Source organism: Chryseobacterium phosphatilyticum, from assembly GCF_002899825.2.
Classification (GTDB): Bacteria; Bacteroidota; Bacteroidia; order Flavobacteriales; family Weeksellaceae; genus Chryseobacterium; species Chryseobacterium phosphatilyticum.
In genome coordinates, this window is the sequence record NZ_PPED02000002.1 from 981610 (window position 1) to 1002564 (window position 20955).

Annotated in this window: 16 protein-coding genes; 5 read left to right on the forward strand and 11 right to left on the reverse strand. The window is 34.9% G+C overall.

The genetic code is table 11. The annotated features are described in order from the left end of the window. Window positions 1-325: 325 nt before the first annotated feature. Window positions 326-1342, forward strand: a complete 1017-nt coding sequence (fbp, locus tag C1631_RS11550; RefSeq protein ID WP_076352395.1) for a class 1 fructose-bisphosphatase — start codon at window positions 326-328, stop codon at window positions 1340-1342. Next, window positions 1343-2347: an o-succinylbenzoate synthase gene (locus C1631_RS11555; protein ID WP_109712224.1), complete on the forward strand. Its 1005-nt coding sequence runs from the start codon at window positions 1343-1345 to the stop codon at window positions 2345-2347. Between the two features lie 13 nt (window positions 2348-2360). On the opposite strand, the gene C1631_RS24045 is transcribed toward C1631_RS11555, so the two are convergent. The 5 genes from C1631_RS24045 to C1631_RS11570 all read right to left on the reverse strand — a co-directional run bounded on the left by C1631_RS24045 (window position 2361) and on the right by C1631_RS11570 (window position 7297). Beyond that, window positions 2361-2513 (reverse strand): bacteriocin-like protein, encoded by a 153-nt coding sequence (locus tag C1631_RS24045; protein WP_165828279.1) that lies wholly within the window; start codon window positions 2511-2513, stop codon window positions 2361-2363. A gap of 114 nt (window positions 2514-2627) precedes the next feature. Further along, on the reverse strand, window positions 2628-2783 hold the full coding sequence (locus tag C1631_RS24050; RefSeq protein WP_165828280.1) for a bacteriocin-like protein: 156 nt from the start codon (window positions 2781-2783) through the stop codon (window positions 2628-2630). A gap of 199 nt (window positions 2784-2982) precedes the next feature. Continuing rightward, on the reverse strand, window positions 2983-4503 hold the full coding sequence (gene eptA / locus C1631_RS11560) for a phosphoethanolamine--lipid A transferase EptA (RefSeq protein WP_109712226.1): 1521 nt from the start codon (window positions 4501-4503) through the stop codon (window positions 2983-2985). Continuing rightward, a complete protein-coding gene (locus C1631_RS11565) occupies window positions 4490-5317 on the reverse strand; it encodes a phosphatase PAP2 family protein (RefSeq protein WP_103247842.1) in 828 nt (275 codons plus the stop codon). Before C1631_RS11565 ends, eptA begins: the two co-directional genes overlap by 14 nt. Window positions 5318-6166: 849 nt before the next feature. Beyond that, on the reverse strand, window positions 6167-7297 hold the full coding sequence (locus C1631_RS11570; RefSeq protein WP_103247843.1) for an alpha/beta hydrolase: 1131 nt from the start codon (window positions 7295-7297) through the stop codon (window positions 6167-6169). Between the two features lie 152 nt (window positions 7298-7449). Here C1631_RS11570 and C1631_RS11575 point away from each other — a divergent pair, with 152 nt between their 5' ends. Next, entirely contained in the window at window positions 7450-9123 is a 1674-nt protein-coding gene (locus C1631_RS11575) for a glutamine--tRNA ligase/YqeY domain fusion protein (protein WP_103247844.1), read from the forward strand. Window positions 9124-9487: 364 nt separating this feature from the next. Beyond that, window positions 9488-10669, forward strand: coding sequence for an MFS transporter (locus tag C1631_RS11580; RefSeq protein ID WP_103247845.1), 1182 nt, complete (start codon window positions 9488-9490; stop codon window positions 10667-10669). Window positions 10670-10740: 71 nt separating this feature from the next. On the opposite strand, the gene C1631_RS11585 is transcribed toward C1631_RS11580, so the two are convergent. Together C1631_RS11585 and C1631_RS11590 are read right to left on the reverse strand one after the other, a co-directional pair. After that, window positions 10741-13446, reverse strand: coding sequence for a zinc-dependent metalloprotease (locus tag C1631_RS11585; RefSeq protein ID WP_109712228.1), 2706 nt, complete (start codon window positions 13444-13446; stop codon window positions 10741-10743). Between the two features lie 276 nt (window positions 13447-13722). Further along, entirely contained in the window at window positions 13723-14709 is a 987-nt protein-coding gene (locus C1631_RS11590; RefSeq protein ID WP_103248869.1) for a YpdA family putative bacillithiol disulfide reductase, read from the reverse strand. A gap of 202 nt (window positions 14710-14911) precedes the next feature. Here C1631_RS11590 and C1631_RS11595 point away from each other — a divergent pair, with 202 nt between their 5' ends. Next, on the forward strand, window positions 14912-15553 hold the full coding sequence (locus C1631_RS11595; protein WP_103248868.1) for a hypothetical protein: 642 nt from the start codon (window positions 14912-14914) through the stop codon (window positions 15551-15553). A 105-nt stretch (window positions 15554-15658) separates the two neighbouring features. Here the strand turns inward: C1631_RS11595 and C1631_RS11600 are convergent, their stop codons facing one another. The 4 genes from C1631_RS11600 to C1631_RS11615 form a co-directional block, all read right to left on the reverse strand. After that, on the reverse strand, window positions 15659-16957 hold the full coding sequence (locus C1631_RS11600) for a glycosyltransferase family protein (protein WP_109712230.1): 1299 nt from the start codon (window positions 16955-16957) through the stop codon (window positions 15659-15661). Window positions 16958-16993: 36 nt separating this feature from the next. Further along, window positions 16994-19534 carry a YfhO family protein gene (locus C1631_RS11605; RefSeq protein WP_109712232.1) on the reverse strand — a complete coding sequence of 847 codons (2541 nt, stop codon included), beginning with the start codon at window positions 19532-19534 and terminating at the stop codon, window positions 16994-16996. Between the two features lie 30 nt (window positions 19535-19564). Beyond that, window positions 19565-19795 carry a hypothetical protein gene (locus C1631_RS11610; RefSeq protein WP_109712234.1) on the reverse strand — a complete coding sequence of 77 codons (231 nt, stop codon included), beginning with the start codon at window positions 19793-19795 and terminating at the stop codon, window positions 19565-19567. A 75-nt stretch (window positions 19796-19870) separates the two neighbouring features. Continuing rightward, complete coding sequence (locus tag C1631_RS11615; RefSeq protein WP_103248714.1) at window positions 19871-20920, reverse strand: DUF6263 family protein; 1050 nt, start codon at window positions 20918-20920, stop codon at window positions 19871-19873. Between the last annotated feature and the right edge of the window lie 35 nt (window positions 20921-20955).

A 20955-nucleotide genomic window follows, 5' to 3' on the forward strand; every position in this document is an offset into this window, starting at 1 on the left:
ACTATTTGGATTATATTTCTTTTTGGGTGTAACTTATTGTATTTAAGTAGGTTGTGTGATCGTGTTTTGATGTTTATACTTAATTGTGATTTCAATTTTAATGATATAAAACAGATGGTTTCTGCTTCCGTCAATTTTGAACACGATAGATTATGTTTCATCAGCCCGGGATAAGTATTTGGGGTCAGTAATGGCAGGTTTATATTTCGTATTATGTTGTTTTTTGATTGTATTTGATTGAAATACAGTGCTTAGTGTCTTTTATAATTAAATTTTCTTAATGTGATAAATTTTCCGAAATTTGGGAAAACATAAAAAGTAAAATATGTCAAATCAACCATTACAGACTTTAGGGGAATTTCTTATTGATAAACAGGACGATTTTCAGTATTCAACAGGTGAATTTTCTCGTCTTCTAAGTGCAATAAGATTGGCTTCGAAAGTGGTAAACAGAGAAGTAAATAAAGCTGGAATTGTAGATATTACCGGAGCTGCAGGAAACCAGAATGTTCAAGGTGAAGAACAGCAAAAACTTGATGTAATCGCTAATGAAATTTTTATTACGGCTTTGTCTCAAAGAGAGGTTGTTTGTGGTATTGCTTCAGAAGAAAACGATGACTTCATTGATATCAAATGTGGTGAAAATGGCCATTTAAGTAAATATGTAGTGTTGATCGACCCTTTGGATGGATCTTCAAACATTGATGTGAATGTTTCTGTAGGAACCATTTTCTCTATCTACAGAAGAGTTTCTGAACCGGGAACTCCTGTTCAGCTTGAGGATTTCTTACAAAAAGGAGTTAATCAGATCGCTGCAGGATATGTGATCTATGGTTCTTCTACGATGATCGTTTATACGACAGGAAACGGAGTAAACGGATTTACGCTTGACCCGTCTTTAGGAACATACTATCTTTCTCATCCCAATATGACTTTCCCAAAAACAGGAAAAATATATTCCATTAATGAAGGAAACTATATCAAATTTCCTCAAGGAGTAAAAAATTACCTTAAATATTGTCAGATGGAAGAAGGAGACCGTCCTTATACTTCCAGATATATTGGCTCTCTGGTAGCAGATTTCCACAGGAATATGTTGAAGGGTGGGATTTATATTTATCCTTCTTATTCTCAGGCTCCTAACGGTAAATTGAGATTGTTATACGAGTGTAATCCTATGGCATTCCTTGCGGAACAGGCAGGAGGAAAAGCTACAGATGGTTTCAGAAGAATTTTGGAAGTAGAACCTACTGAACTTCACCAGAGAATTCCTTTTTTCTGTGGAAGTATTGATATGGTGGAGAAAGCTGAAGAATTTATGCGTATAGACAGTGTAAAATAAATGAAAGCATCATATAACAGATACTTATTAGAATTCAAACGCCCGAGTGGAACATCTCGAGGCGTTTTGCTTGATAAGGAAACTTTCATTCTTGAAATTTCAGAGAACGGAAGAAAGGGGGTAGGTGAATGTGCTATTTTCAGAGGATTGAGTTTTGATGACAGGTTAGACTATGAAGATCGCCTGAAATGGCTTTGTGAAAATATTGAGAAAGAACCTTATTATTTAAAAGATGAATTAAAAGAATTTCCTTCTATCTGGTTTGGTTATGAACAGGCAATTTTAAATCTGAAATATGGTGATAGTCTCTATTTTCCAAGTGAATTTACTGAAGGAAAAGCTGCCATTACAATCAATGGTCTGATCTGGATGGGAGATATCGGATATATGGAAGAGCAGATCCAGGACAAGCTGGAAATGGGTTTTCATTGTATTAAGCTAAAAATTGGAGTCAACTGGAAGGAAGAGTATGTGGTTCTTCAAAAGTTAAGAAACAAATTTTCTAAAACTCAATTAGAGCTGCGTGTAGATGCTAATGGAGGGTTTAACAAGAAGGAAGCAACAGATGTTTTGCAGCAGTTGGCTGATTTAGATATTCATTCTATTGAGCAACCTATCAGGGCCGGAAACTGGGATGATATGGCTGAATTATGTGCCACAACCCCGACCCCTATTGCATTGGATGAAGAATTGATCGGGATTATCAATTCTGAAGAAAAGAAAAAGCTGCTGCAGAGAATAAACCCTCAATATATCATTTTGAAACCTGCATTAGTAGGAGGCTTTTCCGGATCTGATGAATGGATTTCTCTTGCCGAACAACAAAATATTGGCTGGTGGATTACTTCTGCACTGGAAAGTAATATAGGTCTGAATGCCATTGCTCAGTATACTTTCACAAAAAAAAGCCCGATGCCACAAGGATTAGGCACCGGAGCTTTATTTGTAAATAATTTTGAATCAAGTTTAGATCTTCGTAATGAGCTGCTATGGTTCAAAATGTAATGAAAAATTAAGATTATGCATCCGGGCAAACAGGGTTGTTCCAATGGTCAGCATCCCATTCTCTACAACATCTTTTTCTTGGATCCCAATTGTTACATCCGATAGGAATAATCCCTCCTTTAATTGTTTTTAATTCTTGTTTTGCTAGTTTTTTTAAATTTTTCATAATTGATATTTTAAAAGATTAGTGAAATACATTGTTTGAATAAACGAAATTAATAGAACCCCGGTTGGGATAATGTCTTAATCTCAAAATAAAGGTTGAATATAAATAGTTTGATTAATAAGGAACCGGACAAACCGGGTTTTCCCAGAACATAGGATCCCATTGTCTGCAACATCTGACTGTAAAGTCCCAGCTGATACAACCACGGGGAATCAATCCCCCACGAATTGTTTTTAATTCTGCTTTGTTTAGTTTTTTTAAATTTTCCATGGTTAATGTTTTGATTCTGAGTAAATGTCGAAATTTTTTCTCAGTTATGCAATTTTTTACATTGTATTTTATGAATATTTAACTAAATGGTGAATTTTATTAATTAAACGAACAGGGTGTTTGATTTTGCGAAGAATAATTATAGACATAACTGGGCCTGTAGGCCATCACAATAGGGACAAAGTATACTTTAAAATAATTATTTAAAAATGTTCATCTCTTCATTATAAACAGGGCTTTGTATTCCCAGAAAGTTTAAAACACTATGAAACACATGATTCTGAGATAAATTTTTAGCAGGCTTGAGCTGTCTGGAACCTTCAGATACCCAAACGATAAAAGGAATCTCATATTGCTCTTTAGGAGCTATACTGACCGGCATTCCATGCATATAGAGATTTTTTTCTCCTAAAGATTCTCCGTGGTCTGAAACAAAAAGCATTGTACTTTTATAATCTTTGAGTTGTTTTAAATCTTCAATAACATTATACAAAAGGTAATCTGTATAAACAATTGTATTATCATAGGCATTGATAAGCTCTTGCTGAGAGCAATTGCCTAGTTCAACACTATTGCAGACAGGTTTAAAAGTTTCAAATCGGGATGGATATTTTTTACTGTAGGTTGGGCCGTGGCTTGTACTTGTATGCAAAATAACTAATATTTTGTTTTTTGTACTTGCTGCTATCTGTTCTTTGAGATCGCTTAAAAGGACACCATCATAATTACAATCTTCACCTTTACAGTTGGAAAGCAGATTTTCTTTTTTTTGATAATTCTTAATATGAACCGGTGGCTCTCCCCAATTTGTTGTTCTCCAGATAACCTCTACATTATTTCGGTATAAATAATTGGGTAATATTTCATACAGCTCATCCGTGTTGGTGTGCTCCAGAATACATTTTACACCGGCTGTGGTGTATGTTGCACAAGATGTTGCCTTAAAGCTGTGTAGATTCTGTTCTTTGGAAAGTAATGGATTTGTGTTTTTTCCGTATCCATACAATGAGAAATTTTGGCTTCGTGCTGATTCTCCGATAACTAAAACAACAACTGATTTTTCATTGTTTTTTATGGTTGCAGGTGGTAATAAAATCTCCTTTTCATTTTTTTTGTATTCATGAATATAAAAAAGAGAAGTATTGACAGAATAAGACCAGGGCATAGCAAGACCACCCAATGTTTTTGAATTTTTATCAATCCATAACCAATTGCTTGCATTGGCAAATGCTACAATAATCATGAATAGCAATGTCAATGAAGTCGTGGTTAAAAACCTTTTTAGCGGGACATTAACGATTTTGACAGTAATAATGTAAATACCGGGAAGTATACCAAGGAAAATAATGTAGAGAATTAATTTTAAGGAAAAAAAACTACTTGATTCCTCATAATTGGTATTAAATATATTACCAATCATACTCTCATCAATGATAACGCTATAGGTATTGATAAAATAGACTGCAACAGAGCTGATGATAAAGGTAAGTGTCAATAGAATTTTTCCAACAATCCTGGACAGAAAAAATATAAGATAAAAGGCAAAAGCATTGGCGACTACCATAAGAGTGATCAAACTTATAATGAGTACAATGCCGTTCCAGCTTTTATAATCAACTTTACTGAAGACAAAAGTAAAAAAAGGAATATGAAAGAATATGAAATTAAGAAAGCTCATTAAGAGGGCAAAATTCAATAATTTCAAATTATTTTTTAACATAAGAATAAGTGATGATATAAAGTGAAGTTACTAAGGTAATGAATGATAAATAAAATATAATTAAATTTTCATTAATGATTTTGTTCATCAGAATAATAATACCAATGCTGAATAACGATATAAAAACAGGATAGTATTTTTTATGATTAACCCATTCCCAAATATTATATTTCTGATTGATAAAAATACCTAAAATACCTGAAATGTACCCAATAATACTACCAATAATAACATCAAGAGGGTAGTGAGCACCTACGGCCACTCTTGTAAAGGCTATGACAAGGCCTATCAGAATAAGGGAGCTACACCAAATGGTTTGATATTTCAATTTTCTGGGCATAAATCCGAACATTAAAATGGTAAGGGTTGTAAAAATTGTCATGGAGTGACCGGATGGTAAGCTGTTGTGGCCGGTTAATGTTTTCCCAATGATGACAAAGCTTTCATTGTCAAACACAGCTGCCGGCCTTGGTATGGTAAAAAATCTTTTTGAAAGATTACAGAATATGGCAGATATTAGAGATGCTGAAAACAGAGACTGCCAGATTTTTGGAGCATAGACTACGAAAATGGATAAAAATGGTAAAAGTACCAGAGCATCTCCCAACTGTGTTAAGTTATATTGAAGATTCGGATATTGGGATAATTTTGAATTCAGAAAAAAGAACCAGTTTTCTTGAATACCTATATAGGCTACCGTATTAAGAGCATCCTCTTTATAAAGAAAAAATAACAGTAAGGTTAATAAAAATAATGGTAAATACAATAAAAATAAACAGGGCGGGATATAAGTATTAATAACAGTTTTGTTCATCATGCTTGATTTTCATATTTAAAATTGATCACTATTGCGTTAATCCCTAGCTGTCTGTAAGATTATATTTGTTTTCTCCAGAGCGTACATTTTCTATTTGCAACAATAGCTGGATGTAGTCTCTGTATCTACTTTTTGGCAAAAATAAACTTTATCGTCAAAAAAGTATCTCATTCAATATTGTGTATTTGTTGCGTATTTCTTAACTGATCGTATCCAGATGTAATGACTTCTTTATTAAATGGATGGTGGTCATTTTTAAATAGCTGTGAGATTTTGTGTTTTTTACTTTTAGATTTATTTTTTCAATGTTCTATTTGTATAACTTCATATCCATGTATTTTATTGTCAAACATTGATTTTTATGTAAAGAACCGGAATTGATCATATGTTGATAATAGTTGTTTTAGACTATTATTAATGAAATTATTAGTTTGATCAAGGTTGTATTGAGAATAAATGAAATTAATTTATGTAAAAATATTGATATTATTAAGTTGTTATAATAAATGTTAAATCAACAATTACAAAGCAATTCACACAGAAAATATTCCTGCAGGCTACTTGGAGGAAGTGGTAAATTGTATTCGGTTTTGTTTAGAGGATAGAGTAATGATAGGATCGGATAATCTGTAGTTTTTTATGATTGTTTTTTTCAGTTAAATCACATCTTTTACGAAAATTGTTTTCTTTATAAATTCTATTATATAATGAAAACGTCTTTTTATTTGTTTCATGATAAAAAAATTGTAATTCCCTTGTGATTGAATTGGCAATCTTTATGCCATTTTGAATATGTGACGTAAGTTTAACACAGACTTCATTTCTTAATAGTTTTTTAATTAACCATTAAGAAATAATTGTGAAAATATTTTCGTTATTTTTAACCCTATTGGTGATAAGATTTCTATCTATACCATATAAATTCTGAAAAATATCATTCTGAACCTGTGAACTGGAAAGATATCCCCAGTGATTGCCGATTTCAAATTTAAGCCCACTTAAAATGTCATCTTTCACAAATGTACAATCGATGATAGATACAATATCTTTATACTGTTCAATATCACTTGGTCCGTTTTTACCCAATCGGGGAGTAAGGATGTTTTTCGTAAACTGAGATATTCCTAAAATTAAATCTTGTCTGTTTAGATACACGGAAATACGGTTGGCAAGGAGAGGTAATTTATTGAAAGAATCTTCAGAATCTTCAAAGACTTTGTAAGAAACATCAGCATTCAGAAGAATAACCTGATCAATTACCCGGAGGATATTTTCCCTTTTAAGGCTGTACAGCATGCTCTGTAGCACCCTGTTTCCCAAAGAATGAGCCATAATATGGATTCTTTGATTGCAGGGTGTAAGGTCTCGGTTGGAAAAAATATCTTTTAAAAACTGAGTGTAAAAATAAAACAACCTTAATAATGATGTTCCTGAATTGATGCTAGATGCCTTGTCATCAAAATAGGTCATGGGAACAATACTGCTTGATGCAGGCCAGCTTACAAATAAAATATGTTCTACAGGAGAAAGGGGATTGTCAATAAATAGTTTTTTCAGATCAATCATAGCTTTTAATTCATCATCAAAAGTATAAGCATATCCATGAATAAAGATCAATACATCACTTCTGTCTTTTGTAGAAGACATATTTTTATACAATTCATAAAACATTCTTTGAGTCCCCCCGAGATTATTGACGGTCAGAGACGATTTTTTAATCCCTTTTTCGCTCAGTAAAACGTCCAGAACTTCTTGATAGCCCTGCTTTTCGGGTTCAGAGAATAGCTTGTAATCAAGAATGTTTCTATTGGTATAGTCTTTCTTTTTCCTGGCCTGTGCGGTGGGTTCTTTATAATTGTCAAAATTGCACTTGGCAATCCTGAAATTGGGAATTGAATACTCATCATTTGAAAAAGAATCCATTCTTTCACCTTTATGACGAACAATTTTACGGTTGCTTAAGATATACACGGCCATGATTAGTACTTTGAAAATGGTTTTAGCTTTCCCTAAAGTAAAGAAAAATACTGAATTACCAATAGGTAAGCTTTTAAATTATCACTTTCATAAAAGCTTATTTTTCCGTAACTTTGTGCAACTTTTTTTGCTATAAAATAAAAGCTAATTTAATGGAAGAAGAAAAAAAATCCCTCAATTTTATTGAGCAAATTATTGAAGATGATCTGGCAAACGGTTTGAAAAAAGATCAAATCCGTTTCCGTTTTCCCCCTGAGCCAAATGGTTACCTGCATGTAGGACATACAAAAGCGATCTGCATCAACTTTGGTCTGGGTGAAAAGTACAATGCCCCTGTAAACCTTCGTTTCGATGATACGAATCCTGAAAAAGAAGAGCAGGAATTCGTAGATTCTATTAAGAAAGATGTTGAATGGTTAGGATTCAAGTGGGATAAAGAATTGTATGCATCAGACTACTTCCAGCAACTTTATGAATGGGCCGTACAATTAATCAAAGAAGGAAAAGCTTACGTAGATGAGCAACCGTCTGAAGTGATTACTGAGCAAAGAAAGAATCCTACAGAACCGGGAGTAGAATCACCCTATAGAAATCGTCCTGTGGAAGAATCACTTGATTTATTCGAAAGAATGAAGAATGGTGAATTTGAAGAAGGAACAATGTCGCTTCGTGCAAAAATTGATATGGTTTCTCCTAATATGAATATGCGTGATCCTGTTATGTACAGAATTCTTAAAAGACCTCACCATAGAACAGGAACTGCCTGGAAAATCTATCCGATGTATGATTGGGCTCACGGAGAATCAGATTATCTGGAGCAGGTTTCTCACTCATTGTGTTCATTAGAGTTTGAAAACCATAGACCCCTTTACAACTGGTATCTGGAACAAGTATCTGATAAAGACAAAGTGGCTCCTAAGCAAAGAGAATTTGCAAGAATGAACGTTTCTTATATGATCACCTCCAAAAGAAAGCTACAAAGACTTGTGGCAGAAGGGGTGGTGACAGGATGGGATGATCCGAGAATGCCTACCATTTCAGGAATGAGAAGGAAAGGCTTCACTCCGACGGCTATCAGAAACTTCATTGAGAAAGTAGGAGTTGCCAAAAGAGAAAATTTAATTGAAATTCAATTACTTGATTTCTGTGTACGTGAAGACCTTAATAAAGTAGCTAAACGTGTGATGGCAGTAGTAGATCCTGTGAAGCTGGTCATTGAGAACTACCCTGAAGATAAAGAAGAATGGGTAGAAACTGAAAACAATCCTGAACAGGAAAATGCCGGAACAAGAGAGATTCCTTTCTCGAGAGAGCTCTATATTGAACGTGAAGATTTCAAAGAGGAAGCAAACAATAAGTTCTTCAGATTGAAATTAGGGGGCGAGGTTCGCCTAAAGTCTGCTTACATTATTAAAGCTGAAAGAGTAGAGAAGGATGAAAACGGAGAAATCACTACCATCTACGCTACTTATGATGAGAAGAGTAAATCAGGAAGCGGAACTGAAGAAAGCTTAAGAAAAGTAAAAGGAACACTTCACTGGGTATCAGCGAAACATGCAATTCCGGTAGAAGTAAGAGTTTACAATCAATTATTTACGGTAGAACAACCGGATGCTGAAAAAGACGTTGACTTCTTAAACTTCATTAATCCTGAATCTGTAGCTACAGTGAAAGGTTTTGCTGAACCAAGTTTAAAAGATGTTGCTGTAGGCGAGCCACTTCAGTTTCAAAGAATAGGATACTTTACAAAAGATCAGGATTCTACGGATACTGCTTTGGTATTCAATCGTACAGTAACCTTAAAAGATGGGTATAAACCGGAATAATTCCCGGAATATTACTATACATACAAGCAGGACTTATTTTTAAGTCCTGCTTTTTCATTTATTTCTGTACTGATCAGGTTTTTATGATGCTTTTAATTTTTTTATAACGAAAAGCTTTGCTGCGATCACTACAATGTACAAACTATATAAACTACCTCAACTCTTATATAATGAAAATAATTTCTTTTTCAGGGATACAGCTGATAGTCTCTTCTTATGAAGGTTATTTATAAAAAATGGTTTAAATAGAGGGTTTTGATACTGTTTTTATCTAAATTTGTATTTTCAAATTTTCCCCCAATAAATTGTGAGATTAATTAACTTATATACGAGTTCTTTCAAAGGACTCTCGCAGGAGAGTTGGATGCTGGCGTTGGTAATGCTCATCAACAGAGCCGGCTCGATGGTGCTTCCTTTTCTGGGAGTTTATATGACAGCCCATTTACATTTTAGTATTGAAAATTCAGGGATTATCCTGAGCTTTTTTGGCATTGGCTCAGTGTTGGGTTCCTGGTTGGGGGGGGTGATCACTGATAAAATTGGTGAATATAGGGTACAGAGCTTGAGTTTATTGCTGAGTGTTCCATTATTTTGTTTAATTCCCTTATTCAAAACTGAGGTAGGATTGGCAGCCATTATTTTAGCTCAGAGTATAGTAAGTGAAACCTTTCGTCCGGCAAACTCAGTTGCTATTACAAAATATGCCAAACCAGAGAATATTACCAGAGCTTTCTCATTAAACAGAATGGCTGTTAATCTGGGATTCTCTATCGGTCCTGCATTGGGTGGGATCTTATCAGCTATCTCTTATGAGTTTCTCTTTTTTAGTAATGCTTTAGCTGCTTTATTAGCAGGCCTGATGTACATATGGTTTTTTAAAAAACGTACAAAATCAGCAAGACAGAATACAAAAAAAGCCAAAGATGCAATGGCTGTAAAGAAAGAAAGCTCTCCATATCGTGATCGTAAATTTTTAGTGTACAGCTTGCTTTGTATGTTGTTTGCTATCTGTTTCTTTCAGTTATTCAGTACATTAACTATTTTCTATAAAGATACTGCGCATTTGAGCCAGCAGAATATCGGATTTATTCTTGGGTATAGTGGATTTCTGATTGTTTTGCTTGAAATGGGATTTGTACAGCTTGCAGAGAAATATTTCACGTTAGCATTTACGATGTTGGCAGGAACTGTATTGTGTGGCCTTTCCTATGCAATGCTTGCATTTGATTATAGTCTGGTTGCATTATTGGTTTCCATGACCATCCTTTGCATTGGAGAAATCTGGACGTTACCTTTTATGTCGACGATTACAGCACTACGCTCGGGAGAAAATAATAAAGGAGCTTATATGGGACTGAACGGGATGTCAATTTCCATTGCATTTATCATTACACCTTATATAGGAACGATCATAGCGGATAAACTAGGCTTCACCGTACTATGGATCGGTACAGGAATACTGGCAATAGCCATAGCATTGGGGTTTTATTTTATTGTTCCCTGGATGCTTAAAGATAAAAATAAAGTTGAACAAGATTTTGTTTAAATTTAATTAATAATATAAAACCCGGTTGAAATTTCTTCAACCGGGTTTTTAAGTAATTCTAAACTCTGAATTTATTTAATAATAACCTTTTTAGCAATTTTTTTGGTTCCTGTATTGAATACCATGATATAGTTTCCTTTTGCAAACTGGGTAAGGTCTATTCGGGTGTCGTTGGTAATGCCTGTTTGGCTATGAACTAATCTGCCTGCAATATCAAAAATCTGAACTTCTGTATTCGTATTCTTCTTCATAAGAACATTAAACTTTCCGTTAGAAGGGTTAGGATAGATCTGGAATTCATCTTTTTCCGATAAAAGATCTTTTACCCCAAGAGTAGAAATTGCTTCTCTGGTACAAAGTTCAATAGCAGCTGCATTTACGGTTCCTGAAGCGGTAGAGTTAGTAACGGTATCAATAGCTTTTATGATCCAGTTTCCATTAGGATTTTGACCATAATATTTACTTAAATCAAGTCTGACAGGTTCTATTCTAACAGGAGGGTTCGAATTAAGATTATTGCAATTTATTGCAGAAGACTCTCCTTCCTGATCAAATGCTGCTTTAAGAATATTTTTTCCAGGGCAATTCGAATACCAGAATATTTGATTTTGAGTATCATTTGGTGATCTTAGAGTTAACGCAAGATTTTTTAGGTCGGTGTAAGAAATATCCACAGGAATATTGATATCTTCAATAACAGTTGTGTTTGGAATATTAATATTCATCGTTGCCGGTGCATTGGGGGCAATAGCAAATGTTCCATTGGCGGGATATTGAGTACAATTCATTGTAATATTGTAGTTTATTGCAAATGCCGGACTTGCCGCATAATATACATTCCCTACAGATTCTACTATAATATATGCTTTTTGTGAAGGTGTAGAAGGAATCGTAATCGTTTCTTCCCCATCGTTGGGTGTATTGGAGATAAGCTGATTAAATGTAGTTCCTCCATCTGTTGATATTAAGATGTTTACCGACTGTGTATTAACAGGAGGTGCATTGGTTCCTGCAACATCCCATTTTAGAAGATGGGAAGATCCTGAAGGATAATTTTGGTTTAATGAAACTGATGTAATTTTGAATGGCCCGGTGTTCCCATTTATACTTACTATTGCTTCATCAGTTGCTGTTTGCCCGCCATCGGTGGCATTATCTCTTACCAGACTTATAAATTTCATATTTCGGGCAACATTTGAAATCATGTTCCATGTACTGTATAAACTCCCATCAAGAACTTCTTTAAGTGGTGGGAAGTATCTTGTAGGACTTGAAACAGGTGGGTACACTCTAAAGTTTGGAGTAGTGGTTGAAGTTCGATCCGGGAATGAATAACTTCCACTTAAGACAAATGCAGGATTGGGAGGAGAAATGTCAGCTTCTTCCCATGAATATGTAAGACTGTTATTATCCGGATCAGTTGCAATAGCGGTCAGTTTAAAAGCAGTTCCTTTAGGTATTGTGTAATCCTCCCCTGCATTGACTGTTGGGGGATTATTAGACATATCAACAATGGTAGCACAACTTGTTGTTTTAATATAATTATTGATTTGGCTGATACTATAGTGTAAAAACTGATCACTATGTTTATCTGCTACATCATAAGTCCCCGTGACACCTGGATATCCCATAATTGTGGTGCCACTACCAGGCTCTCTGTTAGCACCGGTTTCAGGTGAGCTGATGAAAATAAAATCTACATTTTCCGGCCTGGAAAATGAATGATTAGCTCCAAACAGATGGCCCATTTCATGCGCAACAATCATGGCATATACAAAGCCACTGGGAGTGGGGGTGAGTCCTACCGCGCCGGCATAGGCTGCTCCTCCTTTACATACTCCACCAATAGCTGAAGCCTTGCCACCACCTGTATTTTGATTCGAAAATAACATTCCCAGGTCATAATTACCGCTTCCAATAGTGTTGTCAAGAGTTGTTTTGATTTCCTGATCTAATGTTTGTGCCGCTGTATATGTTGAATATGGATCTGTATTTTTATCCAGGTAAATAATCAGATCATTATTGGCTACCAGATTCATATGGATAGAAAGATCTCTTTCATAGACCGGATTAATATAGCTCATCAGATTATTAACTGCTGAGATTGAATTAGCAAGAGTTCCACCATGATATTCACTAAACTCCCCATCAGTTGATGCGGCCAGTCTATAGGTTCTGAATTTCTTATCATTGGTATTATCAGTAGGAAATACCTTTGATGTATTATCATTTTTTTTTTCCTGAGTATGACATTCAAATGTGCTGATTGTTGATAATGTTTCAGGGTCGGCCGGACTTACCAGATAGATTGAAGCATCTTTAGTGGCGGGTTCAATAACGGCAGGTTTTTGATCTGTATTGAATATGATTATATTTACTTCTTTTGATGAAAGTCCAAAGCTGACTCTTTTGCCTGGATCCTTTACAGACAATCCTCTGTATGATTTAATATCCGGAAACTTTGCCGCCAGTTCAGGAGCCATATTGGAGGTCTCATAAATGGCATATTTTTCGAATTTTCCGTCCAGACCGGGAATATCTAAAGTTACAGTAGATTGGGTGGCCATTCCGGTTTTAGATACAGGGGCTGTTTGTAGTGCAGATTTCAATTGATTGATATCCAGAGTATAAGCATTAGAATAATCAGCTCCGATATTTCTTTTGGATTCAACTAAATTTCTTTCATTGATTTTCGTTTTTTTCCAGAAATTCTGCCCATACAGACTGTGGCTTCCTATGGCAGCTATTGCCCAGAATAGATAGATTTTTTTTTTCATGTTTTTATTTTTTTAATTGATTTGTTATTAATATGATAATAACTTCGTTAAAAGTATAAATTTATATCATACGTTATGGAAATATTTTTTTATGTTAAGTTATTGGTTTTCAGATTGTTGTTTGTGTTTTTTTGAAATAATGAATTAATATTAAAAAAATAACTATTTAAGAGTATTTTTAATTAAAAAAATATTCTTATTTAAAGTATTTGCATAAAAAATGAGTAATTCAAAAAAGAGCTACTCATTGTTTTTTATAAAAAAAATTGGCCTTGCTTATGCCCGGGTCTTAAGATGTTTGTTATGAGAAAGAATATTATGGATAATCATATGGGCATGAGTTCGTGAATTTTCAATAAACCACAGGTGTGTATCTTTACCACCACATACGACACCTGCCAGATACAAGTTCGGAACATTGGTTTCCATGGTTTCCATATTGTAAGAAGGATTGAGGCAATTACCGTTCAATTCTATTCCGGAGTTTTTCAGGAAATCAAAATCAGGAAGATAACCGGTCATCGCCAATACGAAATCATTTTCAATTTCATGGATATGCTTGTTTTCATCTTTAAATACAACAGAGTTTTCTTTAATTTCAATGATTTCAGCATTAAAATGAGCTTTTATACTTCCTTCAGTAATTCTGTTTTCAATATCTGGTTTTACCCAATATTTTACATTTTTTGAAATTTCAGAATGACGGATAATCATAGTGACTTCTGCTCCTTTTCTATAGGTTTCCAGAGCTGCATCTACTGCAGAATTACTTGATCCAACCACCACTACTTTTTGTCTGGTATAAGGATAAGGTTCTGTATAATAATGTTTTACTTTTGGGAGATTTTCCCCCGGAATATTCATCTGATTTGGAATATCATAGAAACCTGTAGCGATGACTACATTTTTGGCTGTGTATTTAGCCTTTGTAGTCTCAATTTCAAAAAAGGTATTATTTTTCGATACATTCATAACTTTTTCATAAAGATGAATGTTCATTTCTTTTTGTCGGGCAATACCCTGGTAGTATTCCAGAGCTTCCTGCCTTCCTGGTTTCGGAGCTGTAGAAATGAAAGGAATTCCGTCAATCTCCAATTTTTCAGCAGTGGAAAAGAACCGCATATATAATGGATAATTGTATAATGAATTGACAATAGTCCCTTTTTCTATGATAAGATAATTTAGATTGTTTTTTTCGGCTTCGATGGCACAGTTTAAACCGATCGGGCCGGCACCTATAATAAGAATATCCAAAATTTCCATAGAACAAATGTACGATGTAATTTAGTGATTATATTCATGTTTTTAAGTGAAAATTTCTATACAAATAAGCCTTTTCTCTGCGTGGAATTTGCATACCCGGAAAATTTTTGTAATTCTATTCCCAGACCGACAGCTCTTTTCACTCTGTGAAGGCTCTGGCATCAGATTTGGTGTTTTTCTACCTATCACAAAATCAAGAATAATGAAAAAACTACTTATCTCAATGGTTATTTTAAGCTTATTTGTAGCTTGCAAGAAGAATGGAAATAAACCCGATCTTCAACCTAATGATTCTACAACACAGGTAAAGAATGATAGCATCAATACCAATCAACCCAAAGAGCATAAAGACGAATCTTTAAAGAAAATAAACGATGAGGTTTTACAGGTATTGAAAAACAGAGACTATAGAACTTTTGCCACCTTTATTCATCCTCAGAAAGGGATTCGTTTTTCAATGTATGCTTTTGTAGATATAAAAGGAGATAAACATTTCTCAAAAGCTGATTTTGAAAAATATGAACCCACTAAAACTATATTTACCTGGGGAGCACAGGACGGATCAGGAGATGAATACAAAGCAACGATCAACGATTATCTTGGAAAATGGGTTTTCTCAAAAGATTTTACGAAAGGACAATATTCACTAAATAATTTTATAGGGGGTGGAAACTCTCTGAATAATTTAAAAGAAACCTATCCTCAGGCTGATTTTACGGAAAACTATATAAAAGGTACTGAGAAATATGGTGAAATGGATTGGAAAACTATTCGGCTGGTCTTTGAAGATTTTCAGGGAAGATATTACCTGATCGCCGTTGTGAATGATCAATGGACCATTTAAAAAACTACAAGCTTACCATTGAAGGTTGAAAAATAAGGATTGGAAACTTACCATAATAAAAAAGCGGAAGAGAGTAGTGGTTTACTTCAGTCTTCCGCTTTTTTATTATAAAATTCCTGTTAATTGCTTGGTCAGGTTTCTTCTTGAAAATTGTTCTATACTTTGACTATTTTCATGAAGATTTCCGCTTTTCCAAAGATCAAATTTTTCTAAAATAAATCTTTTTACCGTTTCAGTATCATCATAACTGAAATGTTTTCCGGCCTGGGTTTCTTCCAGAATTTTTGAAACATCAGCCCCGGAAGGGCCAAAAGAAAGAATTTGCTTTCCTGAAGCCAGATATTCAAAGATCTTTCCCGGAATGATACCTTTTGAAGAATCATTTGGGAAATTGGTAATAAGCAATATATCTGAATGTTGCATTTCTTCAACCGCTTTGCCATGTGAAAGATAACCGAGGTTCAGAATATGGTTTTTTAAACCTGAATTTTCAATGGAATATAAAATCTTATCATCAATTCTTCCTACCAACTTTAGACTGAAATGGTGTGCAAATTCTGAATTTTCTTTTACCAGCTCATCCAGAATTTTCCAAAGGGTTTCAGGGTTTCTGAGCTGTTCTAGAACACCAATATAGCTTAATGTAAAAGTTTTATTTTGTTGCTGATCTTTTGAAGTCTCGTTTTGTTGAGTTGAATCACTCTGATCAAATCCATTCGTGATACATACCGCATTGGCTCCCGCTTTACGAAAGTTTTCTGCATCTGTATAGCTTGTTGCTAAGGTGATATCTGCATTTTTAAAAACTGCACTTTCCAGCTCACGGTGTTTGGCATCCGAACTTTGTGTTAACTTCAGATGTTTGTAGTAAGAAATTTCTGTCCATGGATCACGGAAATCGGCAATCCACTTCAGGTTGGGAAATTTCTTTTTCAGACCAAGCCCTATCAGATGTAAAGAATGGGGTGGGCCGGAAGTGACTACTGCATCTATTTTATTTTCTTTTAAGTACTGTTCTAAAAAACGGATGGAAGGCTTTACCCAAAAAACTCTGGCATCAGGTATAAAGAAATTTCCCCTTACCCAGATTGATAATTTGGATTTCCAGCTTTGATTTTTGCCAACGTCAAACTGTCCTGCCTTAAACTTCTTATTGCTTTTATTAAGTTTTTCTGCCAGTTGATAAGGTTCCCAAATCCTGGTCCTGATGATTTCTATGTCTTCAGGTATATCCTTCATCAGGCTCTCATCCAATAAGGGATAACTCGGATTTTCCGGAGTATAAATAACAGGCTTCCAACCGAATTCCGGCAGATATTTTGCGAACTTTAGCCATCTTTGAACACCAGGGCCTCCCGCAGGAGGCCAGTAATAGGTGATAATCAATATTTTCTTTTGTTCCATTTTCAAAATTATTTGTCATTCAGAATGACATGTCAATCAAGCTTGTGGTTCAATAAGTATTTCTTTTTTTCTGTTCTTATTCATCCAGAAAATTCCAAAAGCGGCCAGAGCGATGAATAATCCAAAGGAGAGTAAAGAAAGCCATTTTCCTTTTTCAATCACTTCAGGTTCAAAAACCATTCTGATGTGATGACTTCCTGCAGGAACATGTACTGCACGAAGTAAATAATCTGCTTTGATATAAGGAACTTCTTTTTCATCAACCAGGACTTTCCAGCCGTGAGGATAGTAAATTTCAGAAAATACAGCCAGCTGTGGTGTTTTCGACTGAGATTTAAATTCTAATTCATTAGGCTGATATTTCGTAAGATTGATAAATGCTGTAGAATCTGCCTGAACAGTTTTATTGCTGAAATATGACTTATCTGATGATGCAATAACAGCAGTTTTCTTATTATCAATAGTTCCGATTGATTTAATTTCCTCGTTAGGAGTTTCTACAAACTTCAGATCACTCACAAACCATGCATTTCCATTTGCTTTTGGATTAGGAACTACCTGTGGCTGATCAGGACCTCCGAAGACCATGTATTTGGTGTTCAGTAAGTTTAGTATATTCGGTGTTTTTACACTATCAATTGTTGAGATATACTCGTTGAGCAGGTCATCATATCTTCTTAATTTTACCGCGTGATAGCCACCAATTGAAGATTTAAAATAAGAGGTATTGGTTTCACTTGTTACCCCCAGAGTCTGGTTATAAATTCTATAGTGAGTTTTGTCCTTTTCAGCAATAGTTTCCAATGTTTTATTGATATTTACATTGGATAAAATGGAGGCGAGATTCGGATTTGCCTGAACTTTTTCAGCTAATAAATCTGAGCTTTCCGTTTGGAAAGGATTTTCTGCAAAGATTTTGTCTACGTAGTTTTCGTCATTTAAATAACGCTTGTTGACAGTCCATAAGTCGAATAAACTTATTAATCCAATCACGACCAACGCAATGTTTTGGTTGAGTTTTTTCTTTAAACTTAAAAACAATGCAGCAGCTGCAATAGCGACATAAATAAATGCTTTGATGGCATCTATTCTGAATAGTTTATACCTTTCTTCTACAAGATAGTCGAGTAGGAAAGGTGGAAAATATGTTTTTTCGCCTTCTGCGGCAAAACCTAATAAGGATTTTCCAAATACCAAAAGAATGAGAAGCAAACCTAACGTTCCGCCACTCACATAGATCAGAATCTTCTGTTTGTATTCTTCCGTTAGTTTTTCATCGGTAAAGAACCTGTACAATCCTAAAATAGCAATAAGAGGAAATAATAATTCTACGACTACTAATATGGAAGAAGGAGCCCTGAATTTATTATAAAACGGAACATAATCAATAAAGAAATCGGATAACGGCATGAAGTTACTTCCCCAGGCCAGTAAAACAGTTAAAATTGAAGCACCCAGAATCCAGTAACGATATTTTTTCCACGCAAAGAAAAATCCTAATACAGCAAGGAAACATACAATAGCTCCCTGGTAGGCAGGACCTGAAGTTCCGGGTTGGTCGCCCCAATAGGTCATTCCATTGAAACCTTTAGAGATTCTATCCATCTCAGCTTGTGAACCAACATTTTCCTGAACGAGTTCCTGGACTCTGTTCATCATTTCTTTTGCTTCCGGTTCCTGGCTACCTCCACCCATTAATCTTGGGATAAATAAGTTTAAGGTTTCCAGTTTTCCATAGCTCCACATCAGCATACTTTCTTTATCCATTCCGGACTTTCCAGAAGTATGACTGTCATTTGTTAAAATCTGTTTTCCCCGAACTGTTTCCTTTACATATTCAGAATTGGCCATAATTCTTTGTGAATTCATTCCAACCCCAATGATACATGAAGCCGCAATAATTCCTGAAGAAATCAGAAAATGTTTCATCGGAGTCTTTTTCTGGATTGCTCTGATGAGCTCAGAAAGGAATAAAAAGCCTAACGCAATAAATAAATAATAGGTCATCTGAGGGTGATTGGCTGCAATTTGAAGACCCATGAAAAGGGTGGTGACAATGAATCCCCAGATGTATTGTTTCCGGATATAAACTAATAAAATTCCTGCTAAAAGCGGAGCAAAATATTCAATGGTATTGACTTTACCATTGTGTCCGGCCGCAATAATAATATAAAAATAGGTTGATAGTCCGAAAAATGTCGCTCCCAATAAAGCGTATTTCCAGTTTCTCACCACAACCATTCCCAAAAGGAAAAAACCTGCGAAAAGCAGGAACAGATAATTTACCGGTCTGGGCAGGAAATTTAGATTGCTGTCGATTTTTTTGATGATATCACCCTTAAATTGGCTACCCATCTGATAAGTCGGCATTCCCCCAAACATGGAATCACTCCAATAGGTTTCATTTCCGGTATTAGCTCTGTAGTCGAGTAGTTCTTTTGCTCCCCCTCTGTACTGTACAATATCATGCTGGAAAAGCTGTTTTCCCGTAAATACAGGAGTGGAATATAAAAATGCTAAAACTATAAATACTACTAATGAAATTGCAATATAAATTAAGTTTTTGTTTTTCGCCATGCTGGTTATTATCTTTATTTCTTGGAATTTTTACCTTTTGTCCTTACTCTCTTTTACCTCTTCATAGTCTACGGTTTCCGCATCCCATTTAAGGCCTTGTTTGTTATTCTTATTCGAGTTGTGTATATCTTGCTGTCTGTTATCCTGATTATTGTTGTTGAACCGATAACTGTAAAAGGTTTTAAAAAATATCCTTTTCAGAATGTTCCATACAAAGAAAATAATAATAGCAGACAGTACTAACTCAAGAATGTACTTCATAACTTTTTTATTTAAAGTTCAAAGTTGAGAGTCTAAAGTGTATTGTAGTTCTCAACTTTGAACACTTTTATTGAATTATTTAGCGGAAGGATTTACCATTACAGAAGATTTTGAAACACTTTTCATAGACTGAGATTGTTTTCCGTCTGAAATCGTTTCGATCTGTGTAGTGATTACGTTGATGTTTTGATTCGTAATCCATCCTGTATTTTCGTCAAACTTAATGCTTCCGTTCTGAGTAAGCTCACTGCTCAGACTATGTGTAATAGGTCCCTGGTTTTTCTTTTCAGTTTTCTTAGGAATTCCTCCGGTGACTGCAATTTCTGCTACTCCGTTTCCTAAGCTTTTTAATACATAGTTTGAGGTTACTTTAACGCTTCCACTTGGGTCAGCATTTTCAGAAGTTGTCCATTTCTCTCCTACTTTTACTCCCTTTCTAGGAATAATTGTCAAGTTTTTATTGAATTGATCCTTCAATACTTTTTCATTGAAAGATTCTTTAAGACTTGATACAACGCTTGCTTTTTCATTGGCATCTTTAACAAGAGTTCCGACAGCAGCTGATACTTTGGTATAAACAGCATCAAAACCTGTAATAGAGATTACATTACCGTTGGTATCCATTTTCATATCCAGTTTGTTTCCGGTAAGTGCTCTGTTGATATTCCAGATCATTTTAAGATCATCTTCTTTAGGCAGAGGTTGCTTTGTATCTACTACAATTGTTTTTCCTTGTGCAGACTGAGAACTTCTTTTAGCAACAAGATTTAGAGTCATCTCATATACATTCCCTTTGATTTCATTAACGGTGAAATTCATTTCGTCTGTAGACTCGCTGGTTGCGGTGATTGATTTTCCCTGAGGATCTGTCATGGTTTTTACATCTCTTTGATAAGTTGTAAGAGGGTATGTCTTTCCTTTTTCAAGCTTGAAAGTTTGCTTTACAATTCCTGCAGAATCTCTGATTGCAGGATTTTCTGCAACTTTTGCTACAGAGTCAGCCGGAACTTCTACTGTAACTGTTTTTCCGGTTTTAGGATCTACTTTAGTGATTTTTGCTGTTTCTTTTTTACAAGAAACAAGAGCTATAGATGAGATAAGAGCTATTGCTGCTATGTTTTTCATTTCCTGATTTTTTAAGTGTTGTGTGTTATCGAATT